General features: G+C 73.7%; 17 protein-coding genes. 11 read left to right on the top strand and 6 right to left on the bottom strand.

The features are described 5' to 3' along the window. Window positions 1–207 precede the first annotated feature (207 nt). Window positions 208–732: an Nramp family divalent metal transporter gene (locus DP939_RS12255; protein WP_113980798.1), complete on the top strand. Its 525-nt coding sequence runs from the start codon at window positions 208–210 to the stop codon at window positions 730–732. Window positions 733–780: 48 nt separating this feature from the next. Here the strand turns inward: DP939_RS12255 and tnpA are convergent, their stop codons facing one another. Then, on the bottom strand, window positions 781–1,209 hold the full coding sequence (gene tnpA / locus DP939_RS12250) for an IS200/IS605 family transposase (RefSeq protein WP_113980797.1): 429 nt from the start codon (window positions 1,207–1,209) through the stop codon (window positions 781–783). A 23-nt stretch (window positions 1,210–1,232) separates the two neighbouring features. Between tnpA and DP939_RS47790 the strand changes: the two genes are divergently transcribed. The 4 genes from DP939_RS47790 to DP939_RS12235 all read left to right on the top strand — a co-directional run bounded on the left by DP939_RS47790 (window position 1,233) and on the right by DP939_RS12235 (window position 4,648). Continuing rightward, the gene (locus DP939_RS47790; protein ID WP_225878197.1) at window positions 1,233–1,436 is read left to right on the top strand and encodes a hypothetical protein; all 204 of its coding nucleotides are present in this window, start codon (window positions 1,233–1,235) and stop codon (window positions 1,434–1,436) included. Continuing rightward, on the top strand, window positions 1,437–2,546 hold the full coding sequence (locus DP939_RS12245) for an RNA-guided endonuclease InsQ/TnpB family protein (RefSeq protein WP_263972315.1): 1,110 nt from the start codon (window positions 1,437–1,439) through the stop codon (window positions 2,544–2,546). Then, a complete protein-coding gene (locus tag DP939_RS12240) occupies window positions 2,536–3,525 on the top strand; it encodes an Nramp family divalent metal transporter (RefSeq protein WP_318656286.1) in 990 nt (329 codons plus the stop codon). The genes DP939_RS12245 and DP939_RS12240 overlap by 11 nt, the downstream gene beginning before the upstream one ends. 106 nt (window positions 3,526–3,631) lie before the next feature. Next, on the top strand, window positions 3,632–4,648 hold the full coding sequence (locus DP939_RS12235; protein ID WP_113980795.1) for an enolase C-terminal domain-like protein: 1,017 nt from the start codon (window positions 3,632–3,634) through the stop codon (window positions 4,646–4,648). Window positions 4,649–4,676: 28 nt separating this feature from the next. Here the strand turns inward: DP939_RS12235 and DP939_RS12230 are convergent, their stop codons facing one another. After that, window positions 4,677–6,125, bottom strand: coding sequence for an LCP family glycopolymer transferase (locus DP939_RS12230; protein WP_225878195.1), 1,449 nt, complete (start codon window positions 6,123–6,125; stop codon window positions 4,677–4,679). 207 nt (window positions 6,126–6,332) lie between these two features. Here DP939_RS12230 and DP939_RS12225 point away from each other — a divergent pair, with 207 nt between their 5' ends. Next, a complete protein-coding gene (locus DP939_RS12225; protein ID WP_113980794.1) occupies window positions 6,333–7,307 on the top strand; it encodes an alpha/beta hydrolase in 975 nt (324 codons plus the stop codon). Here the strand turns inward: DP939_RS12225 and DP939_RS12220 are convergent. Further along, a complete protein-coding gene (locus DP939_RS12220; RefSeq protein ID WP_113980793.1) occupies window positions 7,280–8,770 on the bottom strand; it encodes an alpha/beta hydrolase family protein in 1,491 nt (496 codons plus the stop codon). The genes DP939_RS12225 and DP939_RS12220 overlap by 28 nt on opposite strands. 146 nt (window positions 8,771–8,916) lie before the next feature. Between DP939_RS12220 and DP939_RS12215 the strand changes: the two genes are divergently transcribed. Both DP939_RS12215 and DP939_RS48660 read left to right on the top strand, forming a co-directional pair. Further along, complete coding sequence (locus tag DP939_RS12215; protein WP_113980792.1) at window positions 8,917–10,044, top strand: exonuclease SbcCD subunit D; 1,128 nt, start codon at window positions 8,917–8,919, stop codon at window positions 10,042–10,044. Further along, window positions 10,045–13,866, top strand: coding sequence for an AAA family ATPase (locus DP939_RS48660; RefSeq protein WP_113980791.1), 3,822 nt, complete (start codon window positions 10,045–10,047; stop codon window positions 13,864–13,866). Between the two features lie 7 nt (window positions 13,867–13,873). On the opposite strand, the gene DP939_RS12205 is transcribed toward DP939_RS48660, so the two are convergent. The 3 genes from DP939_RS12205 to DP939_RS12190 form a co-directional block, all read right to left on the bottom strand. Then, window positions 13,874–16,813, bottom strand: a complete 2,940-nt coding sequence (locus DP939_RS12205; RefSeq protein WP_113980790.1) for a coiled-coil domain-containing protein — start codon at window positions 16,811–16,813, stop codon at window positions 13,874–13,876. Then, window positions 16,810–18,084, bottom strand: a complete 1,275-nt coding sequence (locus tag DP939_RS47770; protein ID WP_225878194.1) for a hypothetical protein — start codon at window positions 18,082–18,084, stop codon at window positions 16,810–16,812. Before DP939_RS47770 ends, DP939_RS12205 begins: the two co-directional genes overlap by 4 nt. Window positions 18,085–18,231: 147 nt before the next feature. Continuing rightward, window positions 18,232–19,455 carry a hypothetical protein gene (locus tag DP939_RS12190; RefSeq protein WP_113981134.1) on the bottom strand — a complete coding sequence of 408 codons (1,224 nt, stop codon included), beginning with the start codon at window positions 19,453–19,455 and terminating at the stop codon, window positions 18,232–18,234. A gap of 182 nt (window positions 19,456–19,637) precedes the next feature. Here DP939_RS12190 and DP939_RS12185 point away from each other — a divergent pair, with 182 nt between their 5' ends. The 3 genes from DP939_RS12185 to DP939_RS12175 all read left to right on the top strand — a co-directional run bounded on the left by DP939_RS12185 (window position 19,638) and on the right by DP939_RS12175 (window position 24,240). Next, a complete protein-coding gene (locus DP939_RS12185) occupies window positions 19,638–21,776 on the top strand; it encodes a hypothetical protein (protein ID WP_113980789.1) in 2,139 nt (712 codons plus the stop codon). A gap of 366 nt (window positions 21,777–22,142) precedes the next feature. Continuing rightward, entirely contained in the window at window positions 22,143–23,096 is a 954-nt protein-coding gene (locus DP939_RS12180) for an AAA family ATPase (RefSeq protein ID WP_113981133.1), read from the top strand. Between the two features lie 4 nt (window positions 23,097–23,100). Continuing rightward, window positions 23,101–24,240 carry a DUF58 domain-containing protein gene (locus tag DP939_RS12175; protein WP_113980788.1) on the top strand — a complete coding sequence of 380 codons (1,140 nt, stop codon included), beginning with the start codon at window positions 23,101–23,103 and terminating at the stop codon, window positions 24,238–24,240. Window positions 24,241–24,407: the final 167 nt, after the last annotated feature.

Raw genomic sequence — 24,407 nt, 5'->3', positions numbered from 1 at the left:
GCCCACCGGCGGGGCGCGCCACGGCGTCCCGCCGGTTCAGTGACCGGCCCCGGCCTCCGCGCCGAGGATCGCGAGCAGCGCGAGTCCGGCCAGGACCTGCTGCCCGGCGGCCCGGCCTGATATGGAGAGCCGGGCGGCCGGTGACGCCGTGGTGAGGGAGCCGTTACAGCGGGTTTGACCGCGCCCGCACGGGTGCAGTGACGCAGCATGCCGACGTTCCCGACGGCCCGCGGCAAGATCCCCGACGTCGCCGTGGCCGACCTCCCCGACCCCCGCCCGCTGCGGCGCGTGATCGGCCCCGGAGTCGTGGCCGCGGCCATCGGGCTGGCCTCCGGCGAGTTCGTGCTGTGGCCCTACATCTCCGCCAACGTCGGCCTGGTCTTCCTGTGGGGCGCGTTCGCCGGGGTCATCGTCCAGTTCTTCATCAACATGGAGATCGAGCGCTACACGCTGGCCACCGGCGAGACCGCGCTGACCGGCTTCAGCCGGCTGTGGCGGCCCTGGGGCCTGGTCTTCATCGCGATGGCGGTGCTCGCCAACATGTGGCCGGGCTGGGCGACGAGTTCGGCCACGGTGCTCACCTACGCGGTCGGCGCGGGCGATCCCGCGCTGGTCGCGATCGGCGAGCTGGTGCTGATCGGCGTGATCCTCACCGTCGCGCCGGTCGTCTACCTGGTTCGTCGGCAGTGCTCCGGCCTTCAGGCCGGGGGTGAAGCCGACCGTCCCGCGTAGCGGGGCAGGAACAGCCGATTCGCCGCCAGGCGAACCGGCGTCCCCTGCTCAGACGGGCCGGCTCTGCTGCTCGATGTACTGACGCAGGACCGAGATCGGGGCACCGCCGACACTCCCGGCGAAATAGGAGCCCGACCAGAAGTGACCGCCCCACAGATACTTTCGTACGTGTGTGTCGTATTCCTGGCGCAGGTACCGGGCCGAGACACCCTTGAGTGAGTTGACCAGTTTGGACAGAGCGACCTTGGGCGGGTAGTGGACCAGCAGGTGCACATGGTCGTGCTCCCCGTTGAACTCGCGGAGTTCGACCTCGAAGTCCGCGCAGACGTCACCCATGATCTCCTCACACCGGGCGAGCATCACGTCGGTGAACACACCCCGCCGGTACTTGGTGACGAACACCAAATGCGCATGGAGGGCATAGACGACATGTCGTCCCGTTCGCACATCCGGGTTCGGTTCCCACCTCGGTGACATAAACCAAATGATACGATCAGAGAGTGGAAGGAGAGAAACGGCTTCGAGGCCACGTGGCCCGGCTGGAGGTGAACCGGGCGCAGATCGCGACCCTGGACGGGCAGGCACACGCCGCGCGAGCGCTGTGGAATCTCCTGCACGAGTACTTCACGTTCCGTCAGGGCCGATTCGCCTCGCTGAAGGACTGCGACGACGCGATCCGGACAGCTCGCCGTGAGATCGACTGACTGGGGCACCTCCCCGCCCAGGCCGCCCAGGCGGTGTTGAAGACCTACCGCCAAGCGTGGGCGAACTTTTTCAACCCCGGCCATCCAGCCCGGCGGCCCGCCTTCAAAAGCCGCCTGCGCTCGCGCATGGTTGTAGACGTCCCGCAGGCTCGCGACCTGCAGATCAGCAGGATCAACCGCCGGTGGGGCGCGGTCACCCTCCCCAAAGTGGGCCGGGTGAAGTTCCGGTGGACCAAAGACCTGCCCGGCCTGTCCACCGGCGGCCCCGCGGGACGGATCATGGGGGCTCGCCTGGTCAAGGACGCCCTCGGCTGGCACATCATCTTCCGTACCGAACTGCCGGCTTCCTCCCTCCACCCACACCAAGGGCCCAAGGCCGGCCTGGACCGGGGTATCACGGTCCCGCTCGCGCTATCGACCGGCGAGCACATCACCCACCGGCCGTGGCTCACCGATGGCGAAGCCATCCGGCTGCTGCGGCTGGAACGCACCTCCGCCCGCCAACGCGCCGGCCGTGTCAAACGCAGCCCGGCCTCCAACCGGGAACGCCGCACCTACGACCAGATCGCCCGGCTTCGCGCGACAGCCAAGCGCCGAGCCCTCGACTGGCAGCACCAGATCACCACCGATCTCGCACAGCGGTTCAGCGTGATCGTGGTGGAAAACCTGAAGATCACGAACATGATGGCCTCCGCGTCGGGCACCGTGGCCGAACCGGGCACACGCATCGCTCAAAAGCGGGGCCTGAACCGGGCCATCGCCATCGAGGCGTGGGGCCGCACCGTGGACTTGCTCACCTACAAGAGTCTCGACCGTGGCGGCCTGGTGGCCAAGGTCACACCCCACGGCACCAGCCAGGAGTGCCACCGCTGCCACACCACCACCCCTGGCTCGCGGGAAACTCAAGCCCGGTTCGCGTGTAAGAACCCGGCCTGCGGATGGATCGGCAACGCCGATACCAACGCCGCCAGAAACCAGCTCCATCGGTACACCTCTGCCGCCGGACGGGCGGTCACAGGACGTGGAGACCCGCCGGTGGGCAGGTCTGTGAAGCGTCAAGCATCCTGTCCCACAGACTCGCCCGCACCCGCGCCGCGAGCTGCTGCCTAGGCAGCACAGGAATCTCCGTCATTCATGGCGGAGAGCACGTCAACAGTGGGTGGAGCGCATCGAGTTCGTCAAGATCGGCGCGGTGCTGGTGCTGCTGGCCGGCGCGCTGGCGGTCGCGCTCACCGCCGGGGCGCGCGGCGGCCCCGCCCAGGCCGTCACCGCGCCCGCCGTACCGCTGGAACTGGGGGCCGCGCAGATCCTCGGCGCGCTGGCCTTCGCCGGGGCGGGCGGGGCCCAGAATCTCGTGCAGAGCAACTGGATCCGCGACAAGGGCCTCGGGATGGGCGCCAGGATGCCCAAGCTGGTCTCCCCGGTGACCGGCCGCCCGGAGGCCGCCCCCGCAACCGGCTACCGCTTCCCGCCCGACGAGCCCAACCTCGCCAGGTGGCGCGGCTGGTGGCGGGTGGCCAACACCGAACAGCTCGTGTCGTTCGTGCTCATCACGGTGGTGACCATCACCGTCATGTCGATGCTCGCCCACGCCACCGTCTTCGGCCGGGAGGTCGCCAACGACGTGACCTTCCTGCATGTGGAGGGCGAGGTGCTGAACCGGCGCACCGGCTGGTTCGGCACCTTCTTCTGGATCATCGGCGCCTACTCCCTGTTCGCCGCCGCCCTCGGCATCCTGGACTACATGGGCCGCCTGGTCTCCGACTCGCTGAAGGTCACCTACCTGGCCGCGAGCACCCGCTGGAGCGAGTCCGCGCTGTACGTGGCCGTGGTCTGGGCGCTCATCGCGATCGGCGGCGTGGTGCTGCTGGCCGGGTTCGACCAGCCGCTGGCGCTGCTGATCGTCTCGGCGGTGGTCGGCGGCTTCATGATGTTCCTCTATTCAGGGCTGCTGGTGATCCTCAACCGCAGGGCGCTGCCCCGCGAGATCGGGCTGCGCGGCTACCGCCTGGTGGTGATGGGGCTGATCTTCCTGTTCTTCGCGTTCTTCGCGGCACTTACGATCATCGACCGGATCCGCGGGCTGTAGCCCGGTTTTGCACGGGGCCGCGGAGCGGGCACCATGGAAGGGAGAGGCGCGCGAGAGGGGGCATGGGCGGGTCGCTCGTCACCAAGCCAGCACACCAGGGGGTCCATTGCCGCGCGTCCGCGAAATCGAGGTCTTCCGGCTCACCCTGCCGTACGGCAGGCGACCGGAGAGCATTCTCGTCCGGCTGACCGACCATGGCGGGATGACCGGGTGGGGCGAGGTCGTCGAGCCCGGCCTGGACAAGGCGTGGGCCACGCTTGAGGAGAGCCTGGCGCCCGCGCTGATCGGGGTCGACTGGGAGCATCCAGACGAGCTCGACACGATCTCGCGCGGCGGCAGCGCCGCCGACATGGCCTGCTGGGACCTCTGGGCCCGGATGCGCGGGGTCCCGCTCGCGCACGCGCTCGGCGGCAGCCGCACCTCGCTGATGGCGACGGTCCGGATCGGCGGTGACCGGTCGCTGGAGAGCCTGGTGGCCCGGGTCAACCAGCAGGTCTGCGGCGGATACGCGCACGTCACGCTGGACGTCCAGCCCGGCTGGGACGTCGAGCCGGTGCGCGCCGTACGCCAGGCGTTCCCGGGCCTGCCCATGTCCGTGGACGCCCAGGCCGCCTACACCGAGATCGAGGCCCTGGTCGCGCTCGACTCCTACGACATCGCGGTGATCGAGCGGCCGTTCGGGACGACCGACCCGGTCACCCACGCCGTCCTCCAGGACCGGGTCTCGGCGGCGGTCGCCGTCGACGCGGGCTCCGACACCGAGCTGGTCGCGCACGTCTCGGCGGGCTCGGCCAGGGCGCTGCTGCTGCGACCGGCCCGCTTCCCCTCGCTCAGCGACGTACGCCGGGTCCACGACCGGGCCATGGCCGCCGGGTGGGAGATCCTCTGCGCGGGCGGCCAGGGCACCGGCCTGGCCAGGGCGGCCGCCGTGGCGGTGGCCGCGATGCCGGGCTGCACCCTGCCCTGCGACGTCACCCAGCCGCCGCGCAGCGCGCAGATCGTGAACCCGCCGGTCGGGGCGGCGGGCGGCGTCATCGCCGTCCCGCTGACCCAGCCCGGCCTCGGTCACACCGTGGACGAGGCGCGGCTGCGCAGGCTCGCCACGATGTCCTTCACCGCCTGAGGCCAGATCAACCGCCTAGCGCGGGGTATCAGGCGCCGCAGCCGTCCGTCAGGCCGGTCACGCCTTCCAGGCCGCCGGTCGTGGCCGGCGTGGGGGTGCGCTTCTTGGCCGCCTTGGGAGTGGAGTTCGCCGAGGTCTCCGGCGAGGCCTTGGCGGCCCGCGCGGGCTTGGGCCGCACCGAGTCGCGGATCGCCTTCGCGGTCACAGTGCGGATCTTCGTCCAGTCCGGGTAGCCGGTGTTGATCAGCGGCGGCACGAACTGCACGCTGTTGACCTTGGCGTTCTTCACCTTCAGCGCGATCGGGACGAGGTGTTCCAGCATGGGCCGGGGGATGTCGGTGCGCAGTAGTTCCTTGGTGGCCAGCGCGACCCTGTTGAAGCGGGCCAGCACGGTGGCGGGGTCGGCCTGCTCCAGCAGCGCGCCGAGCACGCAGCGCTGGCGGCGCATCCGGGTGAAGTCATCGCTGTTGGTCCTGGAGCGGGCGAACCACATCGCGTCCGCGCCGCCGAGCTTGCGGGTGCCCGCCTTGACCAGGCCCTCGTTGTACTTGCCGAACACCACGTCGCGGTCCACCGTCAGGGTGACCCCGCCGATGGCGTCGATGAGCCGGGCGAAGCCCCACATGTTGACCAGGGCGTACCAGTCCACCTTCAGCCCGAGGGTGTAGCCGATCGTCTCCTTCAGCGTGCGCGCGCCCTGGTTCTTGCGCCCGCCGAACACCTCTGGGTGCGTGTCGGCGTACTCCCACACCGCGAACAGCAGGTCCTCGCGCCCGCCGCCGGGCCCCGTCGGCAGCCGGAACCCGTCGGGGAAGCGGGCGTGCATCGGGCTGCCCGGGGGGAACCGGACGTTCTCCAGGTTGCGCGGCAGACTGAGCAGCACGGTGCTGCCGGTCTTGATGTCCACGCTGGCCACGTTGATGCTGTCGGTGCGCACCCCGACGCGGTGGTCGTCGGCGTCACCGCCGAGCAGCAGGACGTTGAGTCGGTCGCGGCCGTTCCACGGGTCCTCCGGCTTGACCGCCTCGGTGGAGTCGGGCGGGGCGTTGAACACCTCGTCGAGCGTCCGCTGGCTGACCGTGACGAAGTTGACCGCCCAGGCGAACGGCACCAGCACCGCCACCGCGGTGAGCCCGGCCACCACGCCGGTGATCACCTGGGCGCGCGGCGCGAGCACCCCGGGCCGCAGCACGATGAACGAGTGCACGATCACGGCGAACCAGCCCAGCCCCAGCACGACCGCGCCCACGGTGATCCCGGTCAGCCACTCCGGCGAGGTCAGCCGCCCGATGAAGCCGGCGTCGGCGGTGAGGGCCCGTACGCCCGCCACGAGCAGCAGCGCGGCGTAGACGCCGAGCAGCGCGAACCCCGTCCGCCGCCGGCCCGTCCTGAGGTGCGCGGCACCCGGCGCGATCACGGACAGCAGCGTCCATCCGATCACCGCACCGATGCCGAGCGTTCTCGATCGTTCCCGCACTCGCGCCTGTTCCCCTCGCGATATGTCCCAAGTGTCCCACCCGGCGTCGTGGAGGGATACTAAACGGGATAGCGTGGCTGACAGGGTACCGGCGCGTGAATATCCCGAGAACGCGTGTCCAGGCCGGGGTACGCCGAGTCGATCCACAAACTTTCCCGGCCCCTGCCCGGCCGGTGCGGGCGGCCCGCCCACGGGTTAACGTGAGGCATGCTCGATGTGCTCGGACCCGACTACGAGGCCACCGTCCTGCCCCTGGGACACGACGAGGAGGGCGAGGTCGTCGCCACCCTGGTGCGGCGGCGGGCGGCCGGGCCTTCGCGGCGCGCCGTGCTCTACATCCACGGCTTCACCGACTACTTCTTCCAGACCCACCTGGCCGACCACTTCGTCGCGCAGGGCTTCCACTTCTACGCCCTCGACCTGCGCAAGTACGGCAGATCGCTGCTGCCGCACCAGACCCCCGCGCTGGTCCGCAGCATGACGCACTACTTCCCGGAGATCGACGAGGCCGTGCGGATCATCCGCGAGGACGACGGCAACGAGGTCGTGGTGATCAACGCCCACTCCACCGGCGGGCTGATCTCCGCGCTGTGGGCCGACCGGGTCCGCGGCACGGGCCGGGTGCAGGGCCTGATCCTCAACAGCCCCTTCCTCGACCTCAACGTCTCGGCGTACCTGCGTTCCATGGCCGACCTGCTGGTCTGGCCGCTGGCCCGGGTGCCCGCCCGCACGGTGCTCCCGCTGGCCCTGGCCACCGCGTACGGCAGGAGCCTGCACCACACCTTCCACGGCGAATGGGACTACGACCTGGCCTGGAAGCCGCTCACCGGGTTCCCCGTCCACGCGGTGTGGCTCTCCGCCGTCCGCAGGGCCCAGCGCCGCCTGCACGGCGGGCTGAACGTCGATGTGCCGGTCCTGGTGCTGTGCGCGGACAAGGGCCTGCGGCTGCGCGACTTCGCCCCCGAGGCGCACAGCGCGGACGTGGTGCTGGACCCCGACCACATGGCCCGCTGGGCGACCAGGATCGGCGGGAACGTCACGTGTGTCCGGGTGCCCGGCGGCATCCACGACCTCGTGCTGTCCGCCGAGCCGGTGCGCAAGCAGGTGTTCGGTGAGATGGACCGCTGGACGCGCGGCTACCTGGCCGGCGACGCCTACCAGGGGAACGCGAACAGCCCGTAGTAGGCGGCCACCGCCAGCAGCACGCCGGTGCCGCCGAGCACCCCGGCGATGGCCACGTGCTGCCACCGGCTCGGCTGCCACCCCTCGCGCAGCGCCGACACCACCGCGGCCACCGCCGTGACCTCCTGGAGCAGCATCAGCACCGCCAGCACCCGGACCACGATCCAGCCGGACAGCACGGCGGGCCACGCGCCCGCCTGGTTGATCGAGAACAGCACCAGCAGCGTGATGAAGCCGAGCACCGACACCAGCAGGCCGAGGCCGGTCAGCGCCATCCGCCGCAGCCGCCGCCGGATCGGCGGCCACAGCAGGGCGTTGGTCTGCGCGCGGGTGTCGCGCCCGCGCAGTCGTACGACGAACTGCGCGACCGGGCCGGCCACGTAGCCGACGACGGCCAGGCACAGCGCCAGCCCGAGCACCGTGCCGCCCGCGTACCAGGGGGCGGCGGGCACGTCGCTGGCCTGGTACCGCTGGACCGGGGTGGCCCCGGCCATCCGCACGGCCGGCGGGCTCTTCTCCGGCAGGCGGTCGATCCAGTTGGCCAGCGTCTCCAGGTAGCCGGGCGCGAACGGGCCCGCGCCGATCCGCATCGCGTGGTCGGCGCCGCCGAGGAACCTGATCGTGTAGCGGTCGTTGCCCGCCGCGGCCAGCCCCTCGGTCAGCGCCTGGGTGCTCTCCACGAACGGGATCGAGGGGTCCATCGTGCCGTAGAGCGCCAGCACCGGCTGATGGACCCGGGACAGCCAGGGCATCGGATCGTGGCGCAGGAACTCCAGGCCGACCACGCCCATCGCCCGCGACAGCAGGTCGCGCACGCCCACCGGGGCGTACAGCCTCAGCAACTGCTCGTTGAGCGCCCAGGCGACCTGCCGCAGCGGCGAGACGTTGGGCGCCGACACCATGACCAGGAAGCCGACGTCGGCGCTGCGCGCGGCGGCGATCGGGGTGGCCCAGGTGCCCTCGCTGACGCCCCACAGCCCGATCCGGGTGCGGTCCACGTCCGGACGCTGGCGCAGGTGGCGCACCATGCGCAGGATGTCGTCGGCGAGCAGCCCGAAGTCACGGGTGCCGAAGGAGTAGCCCACCGACCGCTTGTCATAGCCGAGCGCGATGACGCCCGCCTTGGCCAGCCACTCGGCCTGGGCGGCGAACTCACGCCGGTCGGCCGAGCCCGACCCGTGCACGAAGACGACGGCCGGATGCGGCCCGGGCGTCATCGGCGCCCAGATGATCGCCTGGGCCGTCGTGCCCTGCAGCGGGATCGTGACCTGCTCGGTGGTGATCGGGCCCTTGCTCGCCACCGGGGCCCGCTCGCTCGCAGGCTGCGGGGGCAGTGAGCTGAACGCGGCGTCGGCCTTGAGCGGAGGCGGGTCGAAGGACGGCGGCAGCGCGTAACCGACCGTGGCGAGCACGACCAGTACCAGACCGGCGGCCACGCTCAGCGTGCCTCGACCGACGCGCACCTGTACCGCTCCCCGAATCGGGGCCAGAGACGGCCCAATGTCGTTAATGTTCCCTCCGATCTTTCAGCGTACTCGGCAAAGAAACCGCCCGTCGCCGGTGCGTGTTCGGCCTGATTCGTCGCAGGAAACTGTTAGCGTCCTGCGACATGCGCGTGCTGCACACCTCCGACTGGCACCTCGGCCGCTCCTTCCACCGCGAGAGCCTGCTCGCCGCACAGGCCGCGTTCGTGGATCACCTGGTCGAGACCGTTCGCAGCGAGCGGATCGACGTCGTGGCGGTGGCCGGTGACATCTACGACCGCGCGCTGCCGCCCGTGGACGCGGTGGCGCTGTGCAACGAGGCGCTGCACCGGCTGGCGGGCGCGGGCGCGCGGGTGATCATGATCAGCGGCAACCACGACTCGCCGCGGCGGCTGGGCTTCGGGGCCGGGCTGATCGACGCGGGCGGCGTCCACCTGCGCACCGACCCGGCCGCGGTGGGCACCCCCGTGCTGGTGGACGGCGTGGCCTTCTACGGCATCCCCTACCTGGAGCCGGAGATGGTACGCGGGCCATGGGACCTGGCCGCCCGCAGCCACGACGCGGCCATCCGGCACGCCATGTCACTGATCAAGGCCGACGCCGCGGGCCGCGCCGGGCCCTCGGTGGTCCTCGCGCACGCCTTCGTGACCGGCGGCGAGGCCAGCGAGAGCGAACGGGACATCAGGGTCGGCGGCGTCGCCAACGTCCCGCTGGACGCCTTCGACGGCGTCGGATACGTCGCGCTCGGCCACCTGCACGGCCGCCAGCGGATGAGCGAGACGGTCCGCTACTCCGGCTCCCCGATCGCCTACTCCTTCTCCGAGGAGCGCCACACCAAGGGCTCGTGGCTGGTCACCCTGGGGGAGGGCGGGATGGAGACGGCGGAGTTCGTGCCCGCCCCGGTGCCGCGGCCGATCGCCCGGGTGAGCGGCCGCCTGGACGACCTGCTGACCTCCCCGCGCCACTCCGGTCTCGAAGACCACTGGCTGGCCGTGGTGCTCACCGACCCGGTACGCCCCAAGGGCGCGATGGAACGCCTGCGGCAGCGCTTCCCGCACACCCTCACCCTGGCCTTCCAGCCGGAGGGCGGCGGCGAGCGCCCGGTCGCGCGGCGTACGGCGGCCGGGCGGCCGGAGATCGACGTGGCCCTCGACTTCGTCCGCGAGGTGCGCGGCGAACCGGCCGACGACGCCGAACGCGACCTGCTCCGGCAGGCCGTCGAGGCGTGCCGGATCAAGGAGGCGGCGGCGTAGATGCGGCTGCACCGCCTCACCATCACCGCCTTCGGCTCGTTCCCCGGCACCGAGACCGTCGACTTCGACGCCCTCGGCGAAGCCGGGCTGTTCCTGATCCACGGGCCGACCGGCGCGGGCAAGACCACCGTGCTCGACGCGGTGTGCTACGCCCTTTACGGACAGGTACCGGGTCAGCGCAACGACGCGCGGAGCCTGCGCTGCGACCACGCGCCGCCCGGCCGGGGGCCGAAGGTCGAGCTGGAGGCCACCGTACGCGGACGCCGGCTGCGGCTGACCCGCTCACCGTCCTGGCAGCGCCCCAAGCAGCGCGGCGAGGGCATGGTGGAGGAGAAGGCCAAGGTCCTGCTTGAGGAGCTTTCCCCGCAGGGGGAGTGGACTTTCCTGTCCGGCCGCATCGACGAGGCGGGCGACCTGGTCGGCGGCCTGCTGGGGATGAACGCGGCGCAGTTCCAGCAGGTGGCGATGCTGCCCCAGGGGGAGTTCGCGAAGTTCCTGCGCGCCGACGGTGAGCTGCGGCACGCGCTGCTGGAGCGGCTGTTCTCGGTCAAGGTCTTCGGCCAGGTGGAGAAGTGGCTGGCCGACCACCGTACGCGGACCTGGCGTGACCAGGAGGAGCTGGCCAAGGGCGTGGCCTCGGTGGCCGACCGGATGCGCGGCGCGGCCGGTGACGGGCTGCTCGAAGAGGTGCCCGACGACGATGACGATCAGGAGGCGTGGGCGCGGTCCCTGCTGGACGCCGCCGGACGGCGGGCCGCCCAGGAGGAGACGGCGGCGGCGATGAGCGGGTCCGCCCTGCGCGCGGCCCGCGACGAACTCGACGCCGGGCGGGCCCTGGCCGACCGCAAGCGCCGCCACGCCGAGGCGCTGGCCCGGCAGGCGCACCTGGACGCCGCCGCCGAAGAGCGCGCCGACCTCGACGTCCTGCTCGCCGACGCGGCCCGCGCCGGGCGGGTGCTGCCGCTGCTCCAGCGCGCCGAGCAGCGCGCCGAGGCCGAGACCAAGGCCGCGCTGCTGGCCGCCGAGTCGATGTCGCGGGTGCTGCCGCTGTGCCCGGCGGGCGACGACGACCTCGCCGCGCTGGAACGCGAGCGGCGGGACGAGATCGCCCGGCTCGGCGGCCTGCGCGCCGAGGAGGAGCGCAGGGCCGCGCTGCTGGGCGAGATCGGGGAGATCGACGCGGACCTGATCCGGCTCGCCGGCCGCGAGGCGGCGACGACGGAGCTGCTGGCCGCACTGCCGGACAGGCTCCGCGAGGCCGAGCGGCGGCACACCGCCGCCCGCCAGGCCGAGGCCGCCCTGCCCGCCGCCGAACAGGCCCACGAGGCCGCCACCCGCACCCGCGCCGCCGTCCACCGCCGCGACACCCTCACGACCGCCCTCCTAACCGCCACCACCACCCTCCACTCGTCCCTGACCACCCTTCCCCGCCCACCCCTCCCTCCCGAGGCCACCCTGTCCGCGCCGTACGGCGGCCTGCCGGCCGGTGCCTCCCGCACCCCGCAGGATGGGGAGGCGCCCAGGGCGTTGCGCGAGCGGTTGCTGGGGTGGGAGCGGGCCGTACGCGATGAGCTGGCCGGGCTTGAGGCGCTGCGCGGCGACGAGGCGCGCGTCCGTGAGCTGGGCGAGGAGATCGGCGCGCTGGCCGCCGGGTACGAGGAGCTGACGCAGCGCGAGGCCGCGGCCCGCGCCGCGCTCGCCGACCTCCCCGTACGGCTGGCCGAGGCCACCGCCCGCCTCGACGACCTGCGCGCGCGTACCGCCGCAGTCCCCGCCGCCGAGGCCGCCCGTGACGCGGCCCGCCACCTGCTGGAGGCGGCGGAGCTGCGCGACTCTCTCGTCCCCGAGGCCGAGGCCGCCGAACACGCCCGGCTGGCGGCCACCGACACCGCCCAGGACCTCCGCGAACACCTGCTCACCGCCCGCCAGGCCAGGATCGACGGCATGGCCGCCGAACTCGCCCGCACGCTCGTCCCCGGCGAGCCGTGCGCGGTGTGCGGCTCCACGGACCACCCCCGGCCCGCCGAAGAGCAGGCGTTCGCCCCCGAGGAGGAGGCCGAGGCCGAACTCCGCCACCAGGATGCCCAAGAGGCCAGGCAGGCCGCCGAGAGCCACGCCGCCGTGCTCGCCGACCGCCTCAGGGAGGCCACCGACCGCGCGGCCGACGCCACCGCGGCAGAGGCCGCCGCCACCCTGGCCGATGCCGAACTACGGCTCGCCGAGCTGGCCGGGGCCGCCGAGCACGAGTCCGCCCTGGCAGAGGAGGCCGCCCGCGCGCAGGCCGATCTCGAAGAGGCCCGGGAGCGCGCCGCCGAGTCGGCCGGCGCCATCGCCGAGGCCGCCGCCGCCCTCGCCGGGGCGCGGTCCGAGCTGGAACGGCTCACCGCCCGCCTGGAGTCCGCCCGTGGCGAGGACGTCTCGCTGCCCGAGCGCCGCGACCGGCTGACCGCCGAGGCCGCGCTGCTGTCCGATGCCGCCGAAGCCGCCGGACGGGTCGCCGAGCTGATCGTGACGCTCGCGGAGGCCCGCGCCGCCGTACCGGACCCGGAGCTGACCGCCGAGGCCGCAGAGGAGGCGGTACGCGCCGCCGAGGCCGAACCCTCCCGGCTGCGGGCGCTGGCCGCCGACGCCGCCGAGGCGGGCGCGCTCGCGGAGCGACTGGCCGCGCAGCGTACCGCGGCCGAAGAGGAGGGCAGGCGGACCGCCGGAGAGCTGGCCGCCGCCCGCGCCCGCCGCGACCGGTCCACCGCCGAGGCCGACCGGCTCGGCGCGCTGATCGACGAGGCCAGGGGCGAGGACCCCAGCCTGGCCGCCCGGCTGGACCGGCTGGCCGCCGAGGCCGCGCTGCTGCGCGACGCCGCCGAGGCGGCCGGGCTCGCCCGCACCGCCGCGACCGAGGCCGCCGCCGCGCGCGCCGAGGCGGGGGAGGCGGCGGCGGAGGCGGGGTTCGGCGGCCTTGAGGAGGTACGCGCCGCCGTACGCCCGGCCGCCGAGCTGGAAGAACTCACCGAGCGGCTGCGCGCGCTGGACGCCGAATCGGCCGCGGTGGCGGCGCTGCTGGCCGACCCGGAGCTGCGCGCGGCGGCCGAGGCGCCCGACCCCGACCTGCCCGCCCTGACCGAACGCCACGACGCCGCCGAACGCGTCCACGCCGCCTGCTCCTCACGCCGCGACCAGGCCCGCGACCGGCACGACCGGCTCACCGCCATGGCCGCCGAGCTGACCGGGAGCCTGGCCCTCTGGCGGCCCGCCCGCGAACGCCACCGGCTCGCCCGGCGGCTGGCGGAGCTGACCGGCGGCACGTCCGCCGACAACACGCTCGACATGCGCCTGTCGTCGTACGTGCTCGGTGAGCGGCTGCGTCAGGTCGTGGACGCCGCCAACGAGCGCCTGGACCACATGTCGGGCGGGCGCTACCTGCTGCAGTACGACGTGCGCAAGACCGCGGGCAGCCGCAAGCGCTCCGGCGGTGGGCTGGGCCTGCGCATCCTGGACGGCTGGACCGGCGTGGACCGCGACCCCGCCACCCTGTCCGGCGGCGAGAGCTTCGTGACCTCCCTCGCCCTGGCCCTCGGCCTCGCCGACGTGGTCAGCGCCGAGGCGGGCGGCGCGGAGATCGGCACCCTCTTCGTGGACGAGGGCTTCGGCACCCTCGACGACGACACCCTGGACGGTGTCCTGGACATCCTCGACGGCCTGCGCGACGGCGGCCGGGCGGTCGGTCTCGTCAGCCACGTGGCCGAACTCCGCACCCGCATCCCCACCCAACTGGTGGTCACCAAGTCCCGCACCGGCTCCAGACTGACCCCCATCACCACCTGATCCGCCATCAGGAGGGGGCAGGGGCGGGGTGGCGGGACTCGGTGACGTAGGCGGCGAGTTCGCGGACGCGCTCGGCGTGCTGGTCGTGGCCCACGATCACCGGGGGCTCGTTGTACGGCATGGCGTCGGAGGAGCGGCGCAGCTTGATGTACTGGCCGCAGGCGTCGATGGCGTACGGCTCCATGTCGTCCTGGAGTGCGCCGATGACGGTGATGCCGTACGTCTCGCCGATCCGCCGGAACAGCGCCACGGCCTCCCTGCGGTGCTCCTTGCCCAGGTTGCGCCCCAGCTCGTCGAGGACCAGGCACAGGTGCCCGCCGCCGGAGGAGGCGATGGCCGCCGCGCAGACCAGCTTGACGGCCTTCTCGTCCATCAGCGCGGTGTTGGCCCTGCGGTTGTACGGGACGAACCCCTGACCCTCGCCGCGCCGCCACTTCGGCACGACCTTCCAGGCCCACCGCTGCTCGGGATCGGCGGGCGCGGGCGGCACCGGGAACTCGATGGTCGCCCCGTAGCCGCCGTAGGCCAGGTCGAGCCGCTCGAACTCCTCCGCCACCCGGGTCAGCCGCGCCTTGATCGCCGCGGTCAGCGCCGCCCGGTGCACGGCGGTGGAGCGGGCCGCCTCCTCCGCGCCGGTGTCGGCGGCGGCCAGGTCGCGCTGCCGGGTGGCGAGTTGGGACTCGATCTGCCGGCGCTGGTGGCGTTCGTACTCCTCCTGGCCGCGCAGATAGGACGACAGGGCCGTGCACACGCCGGGGAAGGTGGCCTGCTCGCGCGTCGTTCGCCCGGCGCCCGGCTCGGTGCGTTCGCGGATGAGGAACCGCAGCTCCTCCGGCATCTCCTCGTCCTCGCCGGGGAAGGTGTCGCGCAGCGCGCGGTCCAGGTGCCGCTCCGCGGCCCGCCACCACTCCTCCGCGGTGAGCGGGCGTTCCTCCTCGCCGAGCGCGGCGAGCCATTCGGTGGCGCTCTCCGCCTCACCCCCGAACGCCCTGACCAGCTCGGCCAGGCCGAGCGCGGCCCGCTCCGCGCCGACCCGCTGCTGCTCGGCGCGGGCCTGGGCCAGCTCGCCGTCGTGCCGGGCGCGGCGGCCCTCCAGGCGTTCGATCTCCATGTCGCGGGTGCGGGCCCGGAAGTCGAGCGCGCCGACCTCGCGGTCGGCCGCGGCGACCTTGGGGGCCAGCTCGGCGAGCGCGGCGGTCAGCTCGGTCAGGCGCTCGCGGCGCTCGGCGAGCCGGCGTTCGATCTCGGCCAGCCGGTCGGCCGCCCGCGCGCCCTCCAGCCGGCGCGCCGCCTCGGCCACGCCGTCCTCGCAGGCGCGGACCAGCGCGGCGGCCTCCTCCTGCGCGTCGCGGGCGCGGTTCAGGCGCTGCTCGGCGGCCTTGATCCGCGCCTCCCTGCCGGTCGCCACCGCCTCGAAGGCCCCGACGACGGTCACGCCCGCCGCGCTCACCAGCACCGAACCGGGCAGCCCGGCCAGCGCCGCGGCGGCGGAGTCGAGATCGGCCGCGTCGACCAGCACGGCGTGCTCGTGCGGCCAGCCGCGCAGGGCGCGGGTCTCGGCGTGGTCGCGGGCCTGCTCGGCCACGTCGATCGCGTCGAGCAGGCCGCTGGCCGCGACCCCGCGCTCGGCCAGCGCGCGCAACTGCGCCGCCGCCGGGCCGCCCTCGGCGTCGTCGAGCGCCGCGGACGCGCCGGAGACCTCCTGGTCGGCCACACCGAGCGCCTTCAGCGCCAGGTTGAGCCGCTGCCTGGCCGCCGCGACCTCCGCCTCGGCGGCGGCCACCGCGCGTCCGTCGGCGAGCCTGCGCAACTCCTCCAGCGCCGGGATCTGCCCGCGCAGCTCGTCCGCGGAGTTCTCCGCGACGGCGCGGTCGGCGGTGAGGGACGCCGCCCTGGCCTGCGCCTCCGCCAGCTCCCTGCGCGCCTCGGCGAGCCGCCGGTCCAGGGTGTCGTCCTTCAGGGTGGCGATCTCGGCCTTCACCTCGGCCATGGCCGAGGCCGCGGCCTGCTCCGCCGCCTCGTGCCGGGACAGCTCGGCGGCGAGCGCGGTGTCACGGGCGGCGGTGTCGGCGACCCGGCGGGCGAGTCTGCCCTTCCAGGAGCGCAGCGCGTCGGCCAGGCGGACGCGCGCCTCGTCACGCCGGTCGAAGGTGTCGATCAGGGTGCGCGACTCGGCCTGGAACTCCTGCAGCCGCGCGGCGGCCTGGGCGGCGCGCACGCGTCTGGCGTGCTCGTCGCGCCTGGCCTCGCGCTCCTGGTCCAGCTCGGCGTCCAGGCCGGTCAGCGCGGCCACGGCCTCGAAGATGCGCTCGGGGGAGATCTCGTTGAGCGGCTGGGACAGCAGGTTGGTGGCGACCTTGCTGCGCACGGACGTGGACAGGAACGACACGCAGCGCACCCGGTCGCCGTAGAGGACCTTGGTGAGGTCGCGGGCCACCACGTCGCGGCGGCCCGCCGAGCGGGGCAGGGTCAGCCACATCTCGTCGGCCCTGGCCACCCGCTCGGCCTCGGAGGCCGCGGCGGCCAGGTAGACCCCGCCGGTCCAGCGGATCTCCAGGTGCGGGGCCTCCTGGTTGACCCGCAGCCACACCGTGACCGGGCCCTCCTGCCCGCCCGAGGGCGTGTCGAAAACGCCGACGATGTAGCCGTGGTCGGCGCTGGCCCACTGCCTGCCGCCGCCACCGGTGGCCAGCTCGGCGTTGAACAGCAGCTCGGAGACCGCCTTGGCGCCGGACGCGAAACGCCACTGCTCGTCGCCGAGCAGCGCGGTGATCGCGGCGATGAAGGACGACTTGCCCGCGCCGTTGGAGTCCTTCGGCCCGGCGCCGGCGACGACGATGAGCGTGCCGGGCACGGTCGGCACCGGGTGCGTGGAAAGCCGCGAGATGTTGACCGCCTGCACGGCGATCAGCACCCTGTCGCCGACGAGGTTTTCTACCCGTGTCACCGCTCGTCTCTCTTCCGCGCATGGTCGGCGTGGTCTTGGGGCGCTGATGGGCCGCCGGCGGGCCTGCGCTTGGCGCGGACGGCCGCCGCCAGCGGGGTGTTGGGCCCGGCGGCCAGGATCAGCTCCTCCTGCAGGCGCTTCCTGGCGGCCGGTGTGAGCCGGTGGAACTGCGGCCCCGGTACGTAGCCTCCGGCCTCCTCGCCCGCCTTGACCTGGGTCAGCAGCCCGGCCTGGCGCAGCGTGCGCAGGGCCGTGTCCAGCTCGCCGATCGGCAGCTGGGTGTGGCGGCGCAGCTCCTCTGCGGGGGCCGGGTGCGGAGACATCCAGGTGTCCTCGCCGAGCAGGCCCTCGGCGCGGGGGATCGCGACCGAGTGGACGAGCACCAGGACGAGCACCGCGCGCTCGGCCTCGCCCAGCGTGGTGCCCGCCGTGGCGGCGGCGGCCTCGTCGTAGCCGGAGGTCCAGCGTTCGCGGGCCTGGATCAGCACCCGGCCGCGCCGCGCGAGCATCTCCGCCAGCGTGCGCCGCAGCGCGGGGTCGCGCAGCGCGGCGAAGCGTACCTCCTGGACCGGCTCGGCGGCGTGCTCGACCGCCATGAAGGCGGCCACCAGCTCGGCCCGCCGCCGCTCGTCGAACGCGCCGAGCAGGTCATCGTCCAGCGGCTCGCCCGCGACCACGGCCGATCGCTCGCCCGGCGGCGGCTCGGCCAGCGGCAGGGCCGTCACGGTGTCGGCGGGATCGGGGAGGCGGCCCATCAGCTCGCGGAGCTGGGCGTGCGACTCGGCGGCCCAGGTGGCGCAGCGCGGGCCCAGGTGTACCTCGCCGTCGGCGAGCACGATCCACGCCGAGTCGTGCAACCGGCGCAGCGCCCCGATGGCCCAGTTGCGCATCAGGTCGTCGGTACGCCCGATCAGCGCCCGGTAGGCGGAAAGGACGGTCTCCACCGGCGCGGGCTCGCCGGGCCACGGGTCGGCGGCGAGGTCGGTCCAGCAGCACTTCAGGCAGGCCGCCAGCACCCGCCTGGCCTCCCCGGACCGCTCCGCCGAGATCGGGGCGACCTGGTATTCGAGCAACAGCGACGGACTCGCCCCATCCGGCCACACCGGCACCGCCACCTCGGTGCCCTCCCCCCGCGCCAGCCGCGCCATCCCGGCCGCCGCACCCTCCCCAGGAGCCAAAACCAGCGGCCCGGTGGCCCGCGCCCTGGCATGCGCCGCGGCATCCCTGGCAAAGCCATCGGCCACCGGGGGATGCGGGTCAGTGGTCGGCACGGCCGGTCCTTTCCCGGGGCAGCCCGAGCGGTCTTGTGGGCGGGGTGGCGCTCCGTGCGGCGTACGGCCTGGTCACGGGGTCGCGCGGGTCAGTGGTCGGCACGGCCGGTCCTCCCGATGCGCGCCCCGGCCGCCCGGGATCGCGGGTCAGGCGTCGTCATGGCCGGTCCTTTCCAGGTGGCCGTGGGAGAGCCAGGCGGGCTCCGCGCCTGGAGCCGCGGTCAGGGCGCCGGACCAGTGCAGGCGGTAGGGGAGCTCGGGGTTGAGGTCGGCGGCGGCGAGGTCGGCGAGCAGGCGGCGGGCCGAGACCCACTCGCCGGAGTGGGCGAGCAGGTCTTGGACGGGGACCGAGTCGCGCCCGGCCAGCGCCTCCTCGGCGACCTCGGCCAGCCGGCGCAGCGCCCCGGCGGTGCCGCCGTCGAGGGAGTCGGCGGGCCCGTCGTCGGGCAGCGCGGAGCGGGGCGGCGTGGGCGCGACCGGCGCCGGGCGCGGGGCCTCGTCGACCGCGTGGACGATCTCGGCGGGATCGTGCCAGGGCGCGGGCGCGTCGAAGACGAACCCGTCGAGCACCGCGGCCAGCCGCTCCTTGGACGCGGTCTGGGTGAAGGTCCGCCACGTCTCCGACGGCAGCAGGGTGAGGTTGCGGGTGGTGCCCGCCGAGTCGGCGAGCCGCCCCGCCGCGCGGCGGGAGGCGTCGCTGTAGGCGTAGATCGCCGCGCGCAGCTCGGTGCAGGTGCGGTCGAGCTGCGGCCAGCGGGTGAGGATCGTGCCGTGCAGCCCCTGCGCGCGCCGCGCGATCTCCTCGGTGCCCCACAGCTTGGGGGCCTGCTCGCGCAGCTCCTCGATGGTGCCCGCGCTGAGCGTGATCAGCTCAAGCGCCCACAGCCGGAACGCCCGCGCCAGGTTGCCCGCGCTCTCGGCCGCCTGCTCCATGGTCGTGCGCGGGTCGGCGACGTTGAGGTCTTCCAGCGCCAGCAGCCGGTGCATCTCGGACTGGCCGCCGTCGTCCATCATCCGGCGGATGAACATCAGCCCCACCACGCTGGTGAACGACGCGCGGTAGCGGAGCTGGTTGGGCTTGGGGAAGACCTCGCGGATCGCGCCGAGCCCCTTCAGCACCCGCAGCCGGTTGTCCAGCAGGTCGGGGGGATGCGCGCGGCAGGCGTAACGCATCTGCTCGTGGGTCAGCCAGTCCTCGCCCGCCTCGGCGAAGGCCGCGAACAGCGTCTCGGCGATGTCGACGAGCGCCGGATCGTCCACGACCGCGCCGCTGTCCCTGGCGAGCGCCGCGAACATGCGGCGGTAGGTCGCGAGGACGGCCTCCTCGCTGAGGGCGGCGTCCAGCGTGATCTCGTGGTCGGTCTCGGGCACGCGCACTACGGTACGGCTTGCGGCCGACAAACCTGGACCGCGCGAATCGCCGCCCTCGGGGAACCGGGCGGAAAACATCAGCAATGGTTGGAACGTCGAGGTCGGCCGGTGACGCTGCGCTAGGGTGACGTTCGGTAAATCGGGGGCAAAGCACGGGTTATCTGGCGCACGGGGTGAACAGGGTGAAGATCGCCAGGCCGCGTGGTGACCGCGCCACCGCGGTCGTCGCAGCGGCTATCGTCGGCGCGCTGGTCGTGGCGGCGGCCGTCTTCGGCGTGGGGGTGTCCAGCGCCAACCCCCGGCTCGCCGACGTGGGCGCGTGGCTGTGGAGCAAGGCCAGGGGCACCGTCGTCCACGCCAACGGCCTGTCCGGCGAGGTGGACGGCCGGATCACCCCGTCCGGTTCGCAGGGCAGGCGGCTCGACGTCGTCCAGGACGGCTCCACGGTGCTGCTGGTGGACCAGGAGACCGGCGTGGTCAGCCGGATCGAGCCGAGCCTGCTGAAGGTGACCCAGACCCGCGACTTCGAGACCGCCGGGCTCCAGTTCGTCGTGTCCGGCACGTCGGCGTACGCGGTCGATCCGGAGGGCACCGTGCGCCGCATCGACCCGGCCACGCTCAACGCGGTGGGTTCTCCGATCGCGCTGCCCCGCCCGCTCGGCGCGGCGGGGATCGACGGGGGCGGCAAACTGTGGGTCCCCGTCCCGGCCACCGGCGAGGTCGTGCCCGTGCAGGGCGGCGTCAAGGGCGTCCCGGTGAAGGTCGGCGAGGCGGGCGACCCGCTGTCCCTGACCATCGCGGGCGGCCTGCCCGTGGTCACCAACACCCGCTCCGCGAGCGCCGTCGTGATCGGCGAGGACGGCGGCACCGGCCGGATCGGGCTGCCCAGGGAGGTCGCCGCGCAGGAGGAGCCGGTACTCGGCCCCAACTCCACCGACGGCCCGCTCGCGCCCATCCTCGTGCCCGGCCCGGACGGGCTGCTGATCGTCATCGACACCGACTCCAGGGCCCCGCAGAGCGTCAAGCTGTCCACCGTCGCCGCCCCCGAGGCCCTGGGCGTCCCCCAGGTGCTCGGCACCCGGATCTACATCCCGAACAAGGAGACCGGCGGCCTGGTCGTGTGGGACAGCGCGACCGGCGGCGCGCCGGGCGAGGTCGCGGTGGCCGGTCGCCCCGGCGACGTGGACGTGTTCGTCAAGGACGGCCAGCTCTGGGCGAACGACGAGCACGGCGACCGCGCGGTCGTGATCGACGTGGACGGACGCAGGCACGAGATCGACAAGAACGACCAGGACGTGCCCGGCCCGACGCGTACCGCCAAACCGATGCCCACGATCAAGCCACGCCCGACCGGTGAGCCCGACCCGACCACGCCGCCGACCCAGGCCCCCATCGAGGAGGAGCCGGAAGAGCCGGACCCCGAGCCCACCAGGAAGCGGACCCCCACCCCCACCCCCGAACAGAGCGAGGCGCCGACACCGACGCCCACCCCGTCGCCCAAGGCCCCCGGCGCTCCGGGCACGGTCAGCGCCCGGCCCGGTCCCGGCAAGGTCGATGTGACGTTCTCGCCGTCCGACGGTGGCGAGGTACGTCATTACACGGTGGAGGTCTCCCCGTCCGGCGGCGAGATCAGCCCGCAGCGGGTGGACGGGAACGGCCCCTACCAGTTCGAGTTCAGGGGCGGCGACTGCGACAAGGACTACAGCTTCACCGTGGTCGCCCACTGGGAGGGCGGCGAGGTCCGCTCGCAGCCCAGCGCCGGGGCCAAGCCCTGCGTCGCGCCGGGCAAGCCCGGCGGGTTCACCGCGAAGCCCAAGAACAAGGGCGCCGACCTGAGCTGGAGCGCCCCGGAGAACGCCGGAAGCGACACCACCTACACGCTGTCGGGGGCGGCGGAGAAGAACGGGATCGAGGGCACCTCGTTCAGCGTGGACGGGCTGAAGAACGCGGCCAAGCACGAGTTCACCCTCAAGGCGCGCAACGCGGCGGGGGAGGGCGAGGGCTCGGTGTCCACCTCGGTGGACCTCGCCTATCCGACGCAGTCCTACAAGAACGCCAACAACGGGACGACCGACTCCCTCATCCAGTGCGGCCCCCAGGGCGGCTGCGAGGTGGGCAGGATCCCGAAGGGCGAGTACCGGTCGCTCACCGTGATCTGCCAGGTCAAGGGCAAGACGATCACCGACAACGAGCAGGGCGGCACCAGTGACGTCTGGGACCGCATCGAATGGAACGGCGGCGTCGCCTACATCAGCGACACACTGATGGCCACGCCCAAGGGCGGGTTCCCTGCCGCTCCGCTGTTCCAGTGCGATGACTGAGAAGGGGGCGACTCAGTGAGCGATCAGCAGTACGGACGGCCGCCGGTTCACGGGGAGGGCGGTCACCGGGAGCAGGAGACGTCCTACGGGACGTACGACCTGCCGGGCCACACGCCCGGCCCGCCGTACCACGGGGGAGCGGCGGGCCACCAGGACCACCTCGGCGAGCAGCAGTCCTACCCGCGGCACGCCAACGGCCAGGCGGGCTACGGGGCCGGGTACGGGTCGTACGGCGGCCAGGACCCGGCCCCCGGCCACACCGCCTCCCACGGCGGTCACCGGGCCGCCCCGGCGCACAACGGGACCGGGTACCCCGGGCAAACAGGACAACTCGAACAGAGTGGACCCCAGAACGAGGCGGCCGCGCTGGCCGGGCAGTTCGCGCAGCGCTTCAACCTGCTCGCCGAGAACATCGAGCGCATCATCCGCGGCAAGCGCGAAGCCGTCGAACTGGCCCTGATCTGCCTCTTCTCCGAAGGCCACCTGCTGATCGAGGACGTACCGGGCACCGGCAAGACCACCCTCGCCCGCGCCATCGCGGCCAGCGTGGAAGCCACCTGGCGGCGCATCCAGTTCACCCCGGACCTGCTGCCCTCCGACATCACCGGCGTGTCGATCTTCAACCAGGCGTCCAGGACGTTCGAGTTCCACCAGGGCCCGGTGTTCGCCAACATCGTGCTCGGCGACGAGATCAACCGCGCCTCGCCCAAGACCCAGTCGGCGCTGCTGGAGGTCATGGAGGAGCGCCGGGTGACCGTCGACTCCGAACCCCATCCGGTGCCCCGCCCGTTCCTGGTCGTCGCCACCCAGAACCCGGTGGACATGGACGGCACCTACCCGCTGCCGGAGGCGCAGCTCGACCGGTTCCTGATGCGGATCTCCGTGGGCTACCCCGACCCCGCGGCCGAGGTCCAGATGCTCAAGGGGATGCCGACCGGGCCCCAGGTGGAGCGGCTGCCGGTGGTGGCCCGGGCCTCGGACGTGGCCGGAATGATCGACTTCGCGACGCGCATCCACGTGGCCGACCCGATCTACGACTACGTGGTCGGCGTGGTCGCCGCGACGCGTACCTCGCCGGAGATCCGGCTGGGCGCGAGCCCGCGCGCCAGCCTGGCGCTGCTGCGCGCGGCGAGGGTGCGGGCCGCCGCGGCCGGGCGGCACTACGTGGTGCCCGAGGACGTCAAGGCGCTGGCCGCGCCGGTGCTCGCGCACCGCCTGGTGCTCACCCCGGAGGCGGAGCTGCGCGAGCGCACGGCGGGCGCCCTGGTGGGGGAGATCCTGGCCGGGACGCCGGTGCCGCAGGCGCTCGCCGGGGTGTAGGCGCATGCTCACCCCGCTGGGCCGGGGCGCCGCGGCGGGGGCCGTGGTCCTGTACGCCGCCGCGTTCCCGCTCGGCTACCCGGAGCTGGCCGTGCTGGCCTGCGGGGCGGTGCTGGCGCTCGGCGCGGCGCTGCTGTGGACCGCGCCGCGTACCAGGCTCGGCGTGCACAGGGAGATCACGCCGCTGAAGGTGCCGAGGGGCGAGGCGGCCGTCGCCGTGCTGCACATCCACAACCAGGGCCGATGGACCCTGCGCGGCCTGCGCGCCCGCGACCGCTTCGGCGGTACCGAACGCGGCGTGGACGTTCCCGGCATCGCCAGGGCGACCACCCGTTCGGTGAGCTATCCGCTGCCCACGCAGGCTAGGGGCGAGATCCCGGTCGGGCCGCTGCACCTGGTCCGCGCCGATCCGCTGGGGCTCACCCGCCGGGTCCGCCGGTACGGCGAGGCGGCCACGCTCCTGGTCCGGCCGCGCACGGTGGTCGTCCCCGTGCTGCCCTCCGGGCGCGCGCCCAACCTGGAAGGGCCGACCAGCGACAACGCGCCCGCCGGGACCGCGACCTTCCACACCTTGCGGGAGTACGTCGTCGGCGACGACCTGCGCCACGTCCACTGGCGGTCCAGCGCCCGCACCGGCACGCTGATGGTCCGCCGGCTCGTGGACGCCAGCCTGCCCGGCACTACGGTCGTGCTCGACACCCGCGAGGGCGCGTACGCGTCGGCGGAGCTGTTCGAGACCGCGGTGGACGCGGCGGCCTCGGTGGCGGTCGCGGCGGCGGGCGCGGGCTTCCCCGTCAAGGTCGTCACCGGGCGGGGCCTGCTGGCCGAGGTCAAGGGCGGGCCGCAGGACGCGGAGACCATCTTGGACCGGCTGGCCACCGTGACCCCGGGAGACTCCGGGGTGACCGAGGCGGTACGCCTGGCGCGCGGCGGCGGCGCGCTCGTGCTGGTGTCCGGCGACACCGCCCTGGCCGCGGACGGCGTGCCCCAGGCGTCGGCCGCCCGACGCCGCTTCGACCGCGTCGTACTGCTGCGCTGCACCGCCGGCCCCGCGCCCCGCCCGGCCACACCCCCCGGCGTCACCGTCCTCGACCTCACCACCCTGGACGAACTCCCCGCCACCTGGCGAGGAGCCACCCGATGACCCGCCCGGCCCACACCCGGCCCGGGGCGGCCCACGGCTCGCAGGGGAGGCTCGTAGTGCGGCGGGGGCTTGATCGGTCTGGCGCGGGCGGTATGGGCCGGGTGGTCCTTGGTTCGGTGGGGAGGCCCGTGGCGCGGCCGGGGGAGTTGGTGTCCGCCTTGTGGGGG

Origin of the sequence: Spongiactinospora rosea, assembly GCF_003315795.1 — a bacterium.
Lineage (GTDB): Bacteria > Actinomycetota > Actinomycetes > Streptosporangiales > Streptosporangiaceae > Spongiactinospora > Spongiactinospora rosea.
Note: the sequence above shows the minus strand (reverse complement) of the source record. Positions and strands in the feature narration are given on the sequence as shown.

What these genes read in the sequence shown, in the direction of transcription:
- tnpA (WP_113980797.1), bottom strand. Translation starts at nt 1,209, where the DNA reads ATGTCACCGAGGTGGGAACCGAACCCGGATGTGCGAACGGGACGACAT.
- DP939_RS12215 (WP_113980792.1), top strand. Translation starts at nt 8,917, where the DNA reads ATGCGCGTGCTGCACACCTCCGACTGGCACCTCGGCCGCTCCTTCCAC.
- DP939_RS48660 (WP_113980791.1), top strand. Translation starts at nt 10,045, where the DNA reads ATGCGGCTGCACCGCCTCACCATCACCGCCTTCGGCTCGTTCCCCGGC.
- DP939_RS12175 (WP_113980788.1), top strand. Translation starts at nt 23,101, where the DNA reads ATGCTCACCCCGCTGGGCCGGGGCGCCGCGGCGGGGGCCGTGGTCCTG.
- DP939_RS12255 (WP_113980798.1), top strand. Translation starts at nt 208, where the DNA reads ATGCCGACGTTCCCGACGGCCCGCGGCAAGATCCCCGACGTCGCCGTG.
- DP939_RS12225 (WP_113980794.1), top strand. Translation starts at nt 6,333, where the DNA reads ATGCTCGATGTGCTCGGACCCGACTACGAGGCCACCGTCCTGCCCCTG.